This window comes from Streptomyces sp. NBC_00376 (genome assembly GCF_036077095.1).
In the GTDB taxonomy this organism is placed as follows: domain Bacteria; phylum Actinomycetota; class Actinomycetes; order Streptomycetales; family Streptomycetaceae; genus Streptomyces.
Window position 1 is genome coordinate 3868345 of the sequence record NZ_CP107960.1, and the last position, 11383, is coordinate 3879727.

The following is an 11383-nucleotide window of genomic DNA, read 5'->3' on the forward strand; positions in this document are numbered from 1 at the left end:
GCGCTCATCCTCCGTCCGTGAACCGCTCCCCGCACCGGCTGCAGAACACCGGTTCCGGGTCCGGCGAGAGCCGGCCGCACCCCGGGCAGACCAGGTCCAGCATGCAGGGCGCCTCGCCCCCTTCGTACGAGAGGGCGGGGGCGGCCGGGGCCGCGGACCTGATGGTGAGGCCGGGGCGGCGGCGGTGGACGGTCAGGTAGGTGAGGCCGTCCGGACCGGCCGCGAGGGCGCGGCGGGAGGTGCGGGGCAGCCAGGCGACGGTGGTCGGAGTCAACTCCAGCGAAACGTCCCCGGCGTCGATCCGGCCGTCGCCCGCGACGACGACCAGGAGGACGTCCAGTACGTCCTCCTGGTGCTCACCGACCTCGCCGCCGGGCGGAAGGCGTACCAGGTTGGCGTCCAATTCACGGCCCTGTTCGGCCAGTTGCCACAGGGCCCCGCGCCGGTCGGGGGTCGCTTCGCGGAGCAGCTCGTCGAGTACGGCAAGAACGCGCGGCACAGAGATCACGGCAAGCAGGCTACGCCTGGCCCGGGGGCGGTGCCGGGCTGTCGTACGGGCATGGGAAGCTGAGCTTCCGCTGTATGCGCGCGCCGGTACTCGTACCCCCCACCGGTCACCTGTGACCTGTGCCGTCGCCTGCCCCGGCGGTTCATGGAACGAACATCGAAGACGATCCTTGGGGTACGACTTGAGATCGAAGCGCAGAATCACCGATCAGCCCTTCTCGAAGCGAAGAATCTGGGTCACGGCCGCCGTGGCGACCTCGGCCGTCGCCGGTGTCCTGGTCTTCGAGGGGGTGACGGGCAACTCCTCGGTGGACACCGACGCCAAGTCCGGCCCGCCGAAGGCCGATGTGCGCGCCACCTCGCTGAAGGTCGGCGACGACGGCACGTCCGCCGTCCTGGGCAAGCGGGACACCGCACCGTTCAGCATGCTGGGCATCACCTGGACCGACCCGGCGGCCAAGGTCACCGGAGCCGTGGAGGTCCGCACCAAGTCCGCGGCCAGCGGGAACTGGACGTCCTGGGTGCCGCTCGAAACCGACCTGGACGGGCGCACGGAGACCGGCCGGGCCGGCGTACGAGGAAGCACCGAGCCCCGCTGGGTGGGGCCCTCCAACGGTGTGGAGGTACGGATCAACGCGGGCGGCAAGGTCTCCGCCAAGCTGCCCGCGGGGCTGCGGCTGGACACCGTGGACCCGGGCCGGGGCGGCTCGACCGCCGCGGAACCGGCCGCCTTCGCGGCCGACCTGCCCGCCGAGGACCCGTCGGCCACGCCCGCCACCGACCCGGTGGAGCCGGTCCCGTCCGACCCGGCCGCGCCGGGCGACGGCACGGAAACGCCTGCCGAGCCCACGCCGTCCGAACCGGAGTCGCCGGCCCCGTCCGCACCGGCCACCGAGGAGCCCACTCCCCCGGCGAGCCCGAGCCCCTCGGCGTCGCCGAGCTCCTCCCCGGCCGAGACCCTGCCGCCCGCGCCGCCGTCGACCGTGCCGAAGCCGCCGATCGTCTCGCGGGCCGGCTGGGGCGCCGACGAGTCGATCAGCCCGGAGGCGCCGGAGTACCTGGACGGCGTCAAGGCCGTGTTCGTCCACCACACCGCGGGGAGCAACACCTACTCCTGCGCCGACTCCGCGGCGGTGGTGCGCAGCCTGTACGCGTACCACGTCCTGAGCGAGAAGTGGAAGGACATCGGCTACAACTTCCTGGTCGACAAGTGCGGGACGGTCTTCGAGGGCCGTAAGGGCGGTGTGGACCGGCCGGTGTTCGGTGCGCACACCTACGGTTTCAACCGGGAGTCGGCCGGCATCGCGGTCATCGGCACCTACACGGACGCGAACGCGCCCAGCGCGGTGACCACGGCGGTGGCCCGGGTCGCCGCGTGGAAGCTCGGCCAGTACAAGGGTGACCCGGCGGGCAGCACCACGCTCACCGCGGGTGCCACCGGCAGCAACTACTTCGGCACGAAGTTCACCGCCGGTACGAAGTACTCCTTCAAGCAGATCTCCGGGCACCGCGACGGCTTCAACACCCAGTGCCCCGGCAACATGCTGTACGGGCAGCTGAAGTCGATCCGTGATCTCGCCGCGGGCCCCGTCACCGGGCTGGCCGTCAAGTCGGTGACCGGCGCCGGGCTCTCGGGCACGACGTACTACACCAGGTCCGCGATCACCGTGGGCTGGTCGGCGAGCACCCCGAGCGCGTTCATCTCCAAGTACGAGCTGCTGGTCGACGGCAAGTCCGTGGCCACCACCGCGGGCACCGCCACCTCCGCGCCGGCCACCCTCGCCGTCGGCACCCACCAGGTGCAGGTCCGCGCCACCCACCAGTCGGGCAAGGTCACCACGTCGGCGGCGGCCACCGTGGTCGCCGAGCAGACGGCGCCCACGTTCTCCACCAAGCCGAACCTGGCGCTGCGCACCGGCACGGTCAACACCACGGCCGTCCCGCTCACCCTGAAGTGGAAGGCCACCGACGCCGCTTCGCTCAAGGAGGTCCGGCTCACCGCACCGGTGGCCAGGACCTACGGCCCGACGACCACCAGCGCCTCGCACACCGCCAAGTCCGGCGTGTCGACCACCTGGTCCATGAAGGCGTACGACCAGGCGGGCAACACCGCCACCGCCTCGGTCGCCGGTACGCCGGTCATCGTGCAGGAGAGCTCGGCAACGAAGTCCGGTACGTGGACGACGCGGTCCTCGTCGAGCTACCTCGGCGGCAAGTCGTACTCCAGCTCGTCGAAGGGTGCCTCGCTGAGCTGGACGTTCACCGGCCGCTCGATCGGCCTGGTGGCGTCCCGGGCGACCACCTCCGGCCAGGCGTACGTCTATGTGGACGGGGTGAAGGTGTCCACGGTGGATCTGAAGTCCAGCACCACCAAGTACCGCGACGCGCTGTGGACGAAGAGCTGGTCGTCCAGTGCCAAGCACACCGTCAAGATCGTCGTGGTCGCCACCTCGGGCCGGCCGACGGTCACCACGGACGGCATCGTGTACCTGAAGTAGCCCGCACCACGGGACTGCCCCCGGCTCCTTCTCCGGGGGCAGTCCCGTACGGCCACCCTTGCTTCGAGCGGACTCGAAGGCGTTGGCTTGATCCCCATGGAGTACACACAGCTCGGACGCACCGGGCTCAAGGTCAGCCGTCTCGTCCTCGGCACCATGAACTTCGGCCCGCAGACCAACGAGGTGGACAGCCACGCCATCATGGACGCGGCGCTGGACACGGGACTGAACTTCTTCGACACCGCGAACGTGTACGGCTGGGGCGAGAACAAGGGCCGCACCGAGGAGATCATCGGCACCTGGTTCGCCAAGGGCGGCGAACGCCGCGACAAGGTGGTCCTGGCCACCAAGATGTACGGGAACATGGGCGCCGACGGCGAGGCCTGGCCCAACCACGACAAGCTCTCGGCCGTGAACATCCGGCGCTCCGTCGACGCTTCGCTGAAGCGGCTCCAGACGGACTACATCGACCTCTACCAGTTCCACCACGTCGACCGGAACACCCCCTTCGAGGAGTTCTGGCAGGCGATCGACGTCCTGGTGCAGCAGGGCAAGATCCTGTACGCCGGTTCGTCGAACTTCGCCGGTTACAAGATCGCCCAGGCCAATGAACTGGCCGCCCGGCGGGGCTCGCTGGGCCTGGTCAGCGAGCAGTGCATCTACAACCTGATCGAGCGCCGTGCCGAGATGGAGGTCATTCCGGCCGCGCAGGAGTACGGCCTCGGCGTCATCCCGTGGTCCCCGCTGCACGGCGGGCTGCTGGGCGGTGTGCTGAAGAAGGAGCGCGAGGGCACGGCCGGACGCTCGGCCTCGGGCCGCAGCGCGGACGCGCTGAAGGACGCGGCGCAGCGCGCGAAGATCCAGGCGTACGAGGACCTGATCGACAAGCACGGTCTGGAGCCGGGCGAGGTCGGCCTGGCCTGGCTGCTCACCCGGCCGGGGGTGACGGGGCCGATCGTCGGGCCGCGCAACCAGGAGCAGCTGGACTCGGCGCTGCGGGCGCTGGAGCTCGACCTCCCGGCGGAGCTGCTGGCTTCGCTGGACGAGATCTTCCCGGGTCCGGGGCCTTCGCCGGAGGCGTTCGCCTGGTGAGGGCCTCCTCGTGAGGCCCCTCCGACGGGCCGCCGCCGTCCCCGCCTCCGGCGGGGCGGGCGGCGGCCCGTTTCCGTACCCGGTTCAGGACGCGTCCAGTTCCTTCAGGGTCGCCGCCAGCCAGTCCAGCTCCGCCTCGCTGGTCGCGCGGGCGATCCTCAGCAGCCCGCGCCGGAACGGGTCGTCGAACGACTCGGCGCCCAGCGGCCGTTCCCCCTCGTAGAAGAAGCTGCTCGGCTCCTCCAGGAACGCGAGCCTGCGCCGCAGTACGTCCGCCTGCTCGGCCGGGGACGAGAGGTGGCGCAGAAAGGCGAGGACGGTGAACCAGCGGTTCTCGTCGCTGATGTCCACCTCGTCGGCCTCCCGCAGCCGGCGCCGCAGCTCCTCGCGCCCCGCGCCGGTCAGGGTGAGGGTGTGCCGGGGGGCGGCCCTGCTGCCGGGCTCGGTGCGGCGCTCCAGCCATCCGGCGCGCTCCAGGCGCTTGATCGCCGGGTACAGCGTGCCGTCGGCGATGGGGCGGACGTGTCCGGTGAGGTGGGCGACCCGGCGCTTCAGCTCGTAGCCGTGCAGCGGTTGCTCGTACAGAAATCCAAGGATGGCCAGTTCCAGCATGTGCGTATCCTCTCCGACGTACTTTATACATCGACATCTATGTATAGTCTCCCCGATGCTTAACGGCAGTGACGGCGATGGCGATGGTGGTGGCGGTGGCGATGGCCGCAGCGCCGACGAGGAGGAGGACGACATGCACAACGCCCGGGTGACCGACGGCGGCGCACGTATCAGGTGGGTGGAGCTCCCCGGCCCGTCCGGAAGTTCACGGACCCGGGTCTACCTGCACGGACTCGGGGCCTCGTCCGGCCCGTACTTCACCGCGAGCGCCGCCCATCCGCTGCTGGCGGACAGCCGCTCGCTGCTCATGGACCTGCTCGGCTTCGGGATCAGCGACCGCCCCACGGAGTTCGGCTACACGCTGGAGGAGCACGCCGACGCGGTGGCCGCGGCGCTGGAGGCGGCCGGGGCGTACGGCGCGGACGTGATCGCGCACAGCATGGGCGGGGCGGTGGCCATTGTGCTCGCGGCGCGCCATCCGCACCTGGTGGCCCGGCTGGTCCTGGTCGACGCCAATCTGGACCCGGTCGCTCCCGGCCCCGCCCGGCCGGGCAGCAGCGGCATCGCGGCCTACTCGGAGGAGGAGTTCCTGTCGTACGGCCGCTCCGAGGTGCGCGAGCGGGTGGGGCCGCACTGGTGGGCGACCATGCGCCTGGCGGGCCACGAGGCGCTGCACCGCAGCGCGGTGCACCTCGCCGCCGGGACGACGCCGACGATGCGGGAACTCCTGCTGGAGCTGAAGATCCCGCGCACGTTCCTGCGCCCGTCGGCCGACGGCCCGCTGCCGGGCGAGGAGAGGCTCGTCGGGCACGGGGTGCGGGTCGTGGCGGTCCCGAACTGCGGGCACAACATCATGCTGGACAACCCGCAGGCGTTCGCCGAGGAGACCGCGCGGGCCCTCGCGGCCTGAGGAGGGGACGCGCGGAGGGGGTGCGCGAACGGGTCGGCCGGGTCACGCCCCGACGGCGGCCGCCACGGCGACGACGACGAACATCAGCACGAGCACGGCCGCCATGATGCGGTTTCTGGTCTTCGGATCCACCCTTCGAGCCTAACCGCAGGTCTCAGTGCCCCAGCGACCAGGATGCGACCACCTCGTACCTCGGCCGCTCGCCCGGCACCCCGGAGTCCGGCAGATTGCTCTGCACGAGGGCCACCTCACCGACCTCCCACCCGGTGCCCTCGAAGCTTCCGAGCGCCTCGACGCAGGGCCGCAGGTCGACGTCGGCGCGGCGGCTGCGGGCGAGGGTGAGGTGGGGGTGGTAGGCGCGGTGCTGGTCCATCGGGATGCCGGAGCGGCGGGCGGCGGCGTCCGCGCGCTCGGCGAGCAGCCGCAGCGTGTCGAGTGCGCCCGCGGCCCCCACCCACAGGGCCCGCCCGCCGAACCGGCCGGCGCCGTGGATGCGGAGCGGGAAGGGCTCGGTGCGGCGGGCGGCCCGTGCGAGGCGCTCCTCCAGCTCGGGCAGCAGCTCCTCGTCAACGGGCCCGAGAAACGCCAGCGTGAAGTGCCAGCCGGACACCCCGGTCCAGCGAAGCCGCTCGGCCTCGGGCAACGCGTGCAGCGGGGCGACGGCGCGGCGCAGTTCCTCGACGGCGGGGGCGGGCGGCAGCACGGCGACGAAGAGTCTGAGACGGCTCATGCGCCGAGTGTCGCACCGTACCGGCGTGTCCAGGCCTCCGTACGTATCGTTGTACTGCGCGGCTGCCCGCGCCCGCGCGGCAGCGGGGAGGAGCGCCACGGTGACCGTCGTAGAGACCGACAGGATCGACATGGCCGACAGCAGCGACAAGCGCACTCTGGACATGATGTTCGAGTGGCTCGAGCCCGCCCCCGAGGGATTCAAGGTCGAGATCGTCGAGGGGATCATCTACATGTCGCCGCAACGGCGCACACACTGGCGGATCATTCTCGACATCATCGAGCAGTTGCGCGCAAGGTACCCCCGCGAGCGCTTGCTGTCCGATGTGCGCATTGACTTCCCGGGCCTGCTCAACGGCTTCGCCTCCGATGTCGTTGCACTGACCGAAGGTGCCACCGAGGACGCCGACGGCCAGTGCCACTACCAGGACATCGAGTTCGTGGCCGAGGTGATCTCGAAGAGCACCGCCGCCAACGAATACGGATCGAAGAAGGCCACCTACGCCACCGCCGGTGTACCCGTGTACCTCATCGTCGACCCGTACACCGGCACGTGGCACCTCCACACGCTTCCGAAGGAGGACGAGTACCGCAGCGTGCTCAGCCTCGACTTCGGCACCCCGGTCGACCTCACCTCGACCGTCGTGGGCCTCACCCTGGAGACCGCCGACTTCCCCCGCGACTGACGCCACCGGACACACGGCGGCCCCGGCCGGTGCTCACCGGTCGGGACCGTGCCATGGTCCTTGCCGGACGGCGTTCACGCCGCCGCGGCCAGCTCCTCCCGGGGGACGAACCGGACGTGCGGGCGGCCGGGGCGCAGGTCCACGCGGAGGCGCAGGCCGCCCACGCGGGCCAGCATGAAGCCGACGCCGAGTGCGGCCACCAGCGAGAACGCGCCACCGACCGCCATGCCCGTACGGACCCCGTAGGCGTCGCTGATCCAGCCGACGATCGGGGCGCCCACCGGCGTACCGCCGGCGAAGACCATCATGTACAGGCTCATGACCCGGCCGCGCATGGCCGGGTCGGCGGCCATCTGGACGCTCGTGTTCGCGCTGATGTTGGTCGTCAGGCCGATCATGCCGATCGGGACCAGCAGGATCGCGAAGAGCCAGACGGACGGCGACAGGGACGCGATGATCTCCAGCAGACCGAACGCCGTTCCCGCGGCCACCAGCATCCGCAGCCGGGAGGAGCGGCGGCGGGCGGCGAGCAGGGCGCCGGCGAGGGAGCCGGCCGCCATGAGGATGTTGAAGAAGGAGTACATCCCGGCGCCGCCGTGGAAGATCTCGTCCGCGAAGGCCGTCAGCCAGATCGGGAAGTTGAACCCGAACGTGCCGACGAAGCCGACCAGGACGATCGGCCAGATCAGCTCGGGGCGGCCGGAGACGTAACGCAGGCCCTCCCGCAGCTGGCCCTTGGCGCGGGGCACGACGGTGGTCTTGTGCAGCTCGCTCGTACGCATCATCAGCAGGCCGATGAGCGGGGCGGCGAAGGACAGGCCGTTGAACATGAAGGCCCAGCCGCTGCCGACCGTGGTGATCAGGACACCGGCGACGGCCGGGCCGATGAGCCGGGCGGACTGGAAGTTCGCCGAGTTGAGGCTGACCGCGTTGCGCAGCTGGGCGGGTCCGACCATCTCGGACACGAAGGACTGGCGGGCCGGGTTGTCGACCACCGTCACCATGCCGAGCAGGAACGCGATGAGGTAGACGTGCCACACCTGGACGACACCGGAGAGCGTGAGCACCGCGAGGGCGATCCCGCAGAGGCCGAGCGCCGCCTGGCTGACGAGGAGCAGCTTCCGCTTCGGGAGGCGGTCCGCGATGACGCCGCCGTAGAGGCCGAACAGAAGCATGGGGAGGAACTGGAGGGCCGTGGTGATACCGACGGCGGCGGCGGACCCGGTGAGGCTCAGGACGAGCCAGTCCTGCGTGATGCGGGACATCCAGGTACCGGTGTTGGAGATCACGGCGCCCGTGGCGAACAGGCGGTAGTTACGGATCTTCAGCGACGAGAAGGTCCCGCCGGGCTTGCTCTCGTGGGTGGAAGTCGGTGCGGGGGCGGAGTCTGCTCCGGATCCCGTACTCAAAAGGGTTCGCCTCCTCGGGCGTATACGTTTCGCTGACTGACGGGGTGCGGCGGTGCGGGCGGTGCGCCGGCTGTGGTCCGGTGCGGCCCGTTCCGCTACAGGTGGGCGAGCTTCTCCAGCACGGGTGCCGCCTTGCGCAGCGTCTCCCACTCGTCCTCGTCCAGGCCCTCGGCGAGGGCGGTCAGCCAGGCGTTCCGCTTGGAGCGGCTCTCTTCGAGCATGGCCTCGGCCTGCTCGGTCTGGCTGACCACCTTCTGGCGACGGTCATCGGGGTGCGGTTCCAGTCTGACCAGCCCCTTAGCTTCCAGCAGCGCGACGATGCGGGTCATCGACGGAGGCTGCACATGCTCCTTGCGGGCCAGCTCGCCCGGCGTGGCCGAGCCGCACCTGGCGAGCGTGCCGAGCACCGACATCTCGGTGGGGCTCAGCGACTCGTCGACGCGCTGGTGCTTGAGGCGCCGGCTGAGCAGCATCACGGCGGAGCGAAGGGAGCTCACGGCGGCCGCACTGTCGCCGTCGTGGATCAGGTCAGGCATGTTTATTAGCGTAACTCATTAGTCGCCCTAAAGACCATTCGTGTTACACGGGCAAGTGGCGCTTCGCCCAATCGATCACCCGAACGAGTGAGTCGGCTCCGGAAAGTAACGCGAAACGACCCGGTGGGCCGTAACCCTGCTTGCCATGGGATCGACTGTGCTCAGCCTGCGGATAGACGGTGAGCTGCTCGACCGGCTCCGGCAGCATGCCGCCAAACGCGGAATGAGCGTCCAGGACTATGTGGTCCGGACGCTCATTCGCGATGATTTCGACGAGCGCTTCAAGGCGGCCGTCGACGAGACGGAGAGGTTCTACGGCCCGGAAGGGACCGCTGGGATCAGGGCCGAAGAGGTCACGTGAGGCCGAGGGCCGGCATCGCGTAGTAGAAGACGAAGACGGCCGACACCACGTACATGGGCACCGGAACCTCGCGCCAGCGCCCGGCGGCCACCCGCAGCACGGAGAAGGCGATGAAGCCGATGCCGATGCCGTTGGTGATCGAGTACGTGAACGGCATCATCACCATGGCCAGGAAGGCCGGGATGGCGAGCGTGTAGTCGTTCCAGTCGATGTCCCGCACCGAGCCCGAGATGATCAGGAAGCCCACCGCCAGCAGCGCGGGGGTGGCCGCCTGCGACGGGACCATGGTCGCCAGCGGCGTCAGGAACAGCGCCACCGTGAACAGCAGGCCCGTCACGATGCTCGCGAAGCCGGTGCGGGCGCCCTCGCCGACACCCGCCGTGGACTCCACGAAGCAGGTGCCCGCCGAGGCGGAGCTCGCACCGCCCGCGGCGACTGCGATGCCGTCCACGAACAGCACCTTGTTGATGCCGGGGAAGTTGCCGTCCTTGTCCGTCAGCTTCGCCTCGTCGCCGACGCCGAGGATGGTGCCCATCGCGTCGAAGAAGCAGGACAGCAGCACGGTGAAGACGAACAGGATGCCGGTCAGGACGCCGACCTTCTGGAAGCCTCCGAACAGACTGACATGGCCCAGCAGCCCGAAGTCCGGGGTCGCGACCGGGTTGCCCGGCCACTTCGGGACGGTCAGCCCCCAGGCGCCGTCCGGCAGGTCCGCGACCGCGTTGACGATCAGCGCGAGGACCGTCATCGCCACGATGGAGATCAGGATCGCGCCCGGCACCTTGCGGACGATCAGCGCCAGGGTGAGCAGCACACCGATGACGAAGATGAGGACGGGCCAGCCGTTGAGGTGGCCGTCGCTGCCGAGCTGGAGCGGGACAGTGGTCTCCGCCTTGTCCTTGATGCGGGAGACGAAGCCCGAGTCGACCAGGCCGATCAGCAGGATGAAGAGGCCGATACCGATCGCGATGCCCTTGCGGAGCGACATCGGCACGGCGTGCATCACGCGTTCCCGCAGGCCCGTCGCGACCATCAGCATCACCACGATGCCCGCGAGGACGACCATGCCCATCGCGTCGGGCCAGGTCATCCGGGGGGCGAGCTGGAGCGCGACGACGGTGTTGACGCCGAGACCGGCGGCCAGTGCGATCGGCACGTTGCCGATGACACCCATGAGGAGCGTGGAGAACGCCGCCGTGATCACGGTCGCCGTGACCAGCTGGCCATGGTTGAGGTAGTGATCATTGATGTCGTGCGCGCTGCCGAGGATGATCGGGTTCAGCACGATGATGTACGCCATCGCGAAGAACGTGGCGAATCCGCCACGGATTTCGCGTGCGATCGACGACCCCCGCTCGGAGATCTTGAAGAAACGATCCAGGCGGCCCTGCGGCTGGGAAGCCGGGGGCTGCTCGGCGTCGACCGGAGCGGTGGCCGAGGGGGACATGTATGACCTCAGTCGTACGTAGAGGGGGAAGAAAGTGGTCAGCTTTGGACTTTTACACGAATAATTCGAGTCAGTCTTAAGCAGATTCAGTATGAATACATAAGACGAAGATCGCTATCTCCGCGCGTAGACCCTTGGGCCGCCTGGGCGGCGCAGGCTTCGGGACCGCCGTCCTCACGGGGCCGTACAAGGGCCCCATACACTGAGGTCATGGCGAAGTGGACACCCAAGCACGAGGCACCCGAGCCCCTGGAGGGGCCCGTCGTCGCCACCATCACCGGCGGCACGATCCTCTGGTTCGTCCTCTTCCTGGTCCAGCTCCCGTTCTACAACTGGTTCGACGACCATGGCCACCTGTGGTGGGTGTGGACCTGTCTCGCCGGTGCGGGGCTCGGCCTGATCGGCATCTGGTACGTACGGGGGCGTGACGCCGCGATCAAGCGGGCGGCCGCTGCCGCCGCCGAGGCTCCGGGTGACACCGCGAAGGGCGCCACCACCTGAGGGCCCAACAGCCCTGGACAGCCCTTAGGGTCCGTCACCGGCCGAGTGGCACCACAGGACCACTGCCCCTCCTCCCCCGGTCTGATCTTCCGACC

The 11383-nt window shown here is 69.8% G+C and carries 12 protein-coding genes; 6 read left to right on the plus strand and 6 right to left on the minus strand.

From position 1 onward, the window contains the following. Positions 1-4: 4 nt before the first annotated feature. Positions 5-508 carry a hypothetical protein gene (locus OG842_RS17370; RefSeq protein WP_266730689.1) on the minus strand — a complete coding sequence of 168 codons (504 nt, stop codon included), beginning with the start codon at positions 506-508 and terminating at the stop codon, positions 5-7. A 424-nt stretch (positions 509-932) separates the two neighbouring features. Between OG842_RS17370 and OG842_RS17375 the strand changes: the two genes are divergently transcribed. Both OG842_RS17375 and OG842_RS17380 read left to right on the plus strand, forming a co-directional pair. After that, entirely contained in the window at positions 933-3005 is a 2073-nt protein-coding gene (locus tag OG842_RS17375; protein WP_266733646.1) for a peptidoglycan recognition protein family protein, read from the plus strand. A gap of 96 nt (positions 3006-3101) precedes the next feature. Continuing rightward, complete coding sequence (locus tag OG842_RS17380) at positions 3102-4097, plus strand: aldo/keto reductase (RefSeq protein WP_328512314.1); 996 nt, start codon at positions 3102-3104, stop codon at positions 4095-4097. Positions 4098-4181: 84 nt separating this feature from the next. On the opposite strand, the gene OG842_RS17385 is transcribed toward OG842_RS17380, so the two are convergent. Then, on the minus strand, positions 4182-4709 hold the full coding sequence (locus OG842_RS17385; protein WP_266730693.1) for a PadR family transcriptional regulator: 528 nt from the start codon (positions 4707-4709) through the stop codon (positions 4182-4184). A 133-nt stretch (positions 4710-4842) separates the two neighbouring features. Between OG842_RS17385 and OG842_RS17390 the strand changes: the two genes are divergently transcribed. Continuing rightward, entirely contained in the window at positions 4843-5619 is a 777-nt protein-coding gene (locus tag OG842_RS17390; protein ID WP_266733648.1) for an alpha/beta fold hydrolase, read from the plus strand. Between the two features lie 154 nt (positions 5620-5773). On the opposite strand, the gene thpR is transcribed toward OG842_RS17390, so the two are convergent. Next, positions 5774-6349 carry an RNA 2',3'-cyclic phosphodiesterase gene (gene thpR, locus OG842_RS17395; RefSeq protein ID WP_266730694.1) on the minus strand — a complete coding sequence of 192 codons (576 nt, stop codon included), beginning with the start codon at positions 6347-6349 and terminating at the stop codon, positions 5774-5776. A 100-nt stretch (positions 6350-6449) separates the two neighbouring features. Here thpR and OG842_RS17400 point away from each other — a divergent pair, with 100 nt between their 5' ends. Further along, entirely contained in the window at positions 6450-7034 is a 585-nt protein-coding gene (locus tag OG842_RS17400) for a Uma2 family endonuclease (protein WP_328512315.1), read from the plus strand. 74 nt (positions 7035-7108) lie between these two features. Here the strand turns inward: OG842_RS17400 and OG842_RS17405 are convergent, their stop codons facing one another. Both OG842_RS17405 and OG842_RS17410 read right to left on the minus strand, forming a co-directional pair. After that, positions 7109-8443, minus strand: coding sequence for an MFS transporter (locus OG842_RS17405; RefSeq protein ID WP_328512316.1), 1335 nt, complete (start codon positions 8441-8443; stop codon positions 7109-7111). A 95-nt stretch (positions 8444-8538) separates the two neighbouring features. Further along, positions 8539-8979: a MarR family winged helix-turn-helix transcriptional regulator gene (locus OG842_RS17410; protein ID WP_072485764.1), complete on the minus strand. Its 441-nt coding sequence runs from the start codon at positions 8977-8979 to the stop codon at positions 8539-8541. A gap of 145 nt (positions 8980-9124) precedes the next feature. On the opposite strand from OG842_RS17410, the gene OG842_RS17415 reads away from it, so the two are divergent. Then, the gene (locus OG842_RS17415; RefSeq protein WP_072485765.1) at positions 9125-9340 is read left to right on the plus strand and encodes a ribbon-helix-helix protein, CopG family; all 216 of its coding nucleotides are present in this window, start codon (positions 9125-9127) and stop codon (positions 9338-9340) included. Here OG842_RS17415 and OG842_RS17420 read toward each other — a convergent pair. Continuing rightward, entirely contained in the window at positions 9333-10787 is a 1455-nt protein-coding gene (locus tag OG842_RS17420) for an NCS2 family permease (RefSeq protein ID WP_266730700.1), read from the minus strand. The genes OG842_RS17415 and OG842_RS17420 overlap by 8 nt on opposite strands. A gap of 210 nt (positions 10788-10997) precedes the next feature. On the opposite strand from OG842_RS17420, the gene OG842_RS17425 reads away from it, so the two are divergent. Further along, positions 10998-11288, plus strand: coding sequence for a DUF2530 domain-containing protein (locus tag OG842_RS17425; RefSeq protein WP_328512317.1), 291 nt, complete (start codon positions 10998-11000; stop codon positions 11286-11288). The last annotated feature ends 95 nt before the right edge of the window (positions 11289-11383 follow it).

Excerpts from the sequence above, each read along its gene's own strand:
- OG842_RS17375 (WP_266733646.1), top strand. The coding sequence starts at position 933 with ATGCTGGGCATCACCTGGACCGACCCGGCGGCCAAGGTCACCGGAGCC.
- OG842_RS17420 (WP_266730700.1), bottom strand. The coding sequence starts at position 10,787 with ATGTCCCCCTCGGCCACCGCTCCGGTCGACGCCGAGCAGCCCCCGGCT.
- OG842_RS17390 (WP_266733648.1), top strand. The coding sequence starts at position 4,843 with ATGCACAACGCCCGGGTGACCGACGGCGGCGCACGTATCAGGTGGGTG.
- OG842_RS17415 (WP_072485765.1), top strand. The coding sequence starts at position 9,125 with ATGGGATCGACTGTGCTCAGCCTGCGGATAGACGGTGAGCTGCTCGAC.
- OG842_RS17385 (WP_266730693.1), bottom strand. The coding sequence starts at position 4,709 with ATGCTGGAACTGGCCATCCTTGGATTTCTGTACGAGCAACCGCTGCAC.
- OG842_RS17425 (WP_328512317.1), top strand. The coding sequence starts at position 10,998 with ATGGCGAAGTGGACACCCAAGCACGAGGCACCCGAGCCCCTGGAGGGG.
- OG842_RS17380 (WP_328512314.1), top strand. The coding sequence starts at position 3,102 with ATGGAGTACACACAGCTCGGACGCACCGGGCTCAAGGTCAGCCGTCTC.
- OG842_RS17410 (WP_072485764.1), bottom strand. The coding sequence starts at position 8,979 with ATGCCTGACCTGATCCACGACGGCGACAGTGCGGCCGCCGTGAGCTCC.
- thpR (WP_266730694.1), bottom strand. The coding sequence starts at position 6,349 with ATGAGCCGTCTCAGACTCTTCGTCGCCGTGCTGCCGCCCGCCCCCGCC.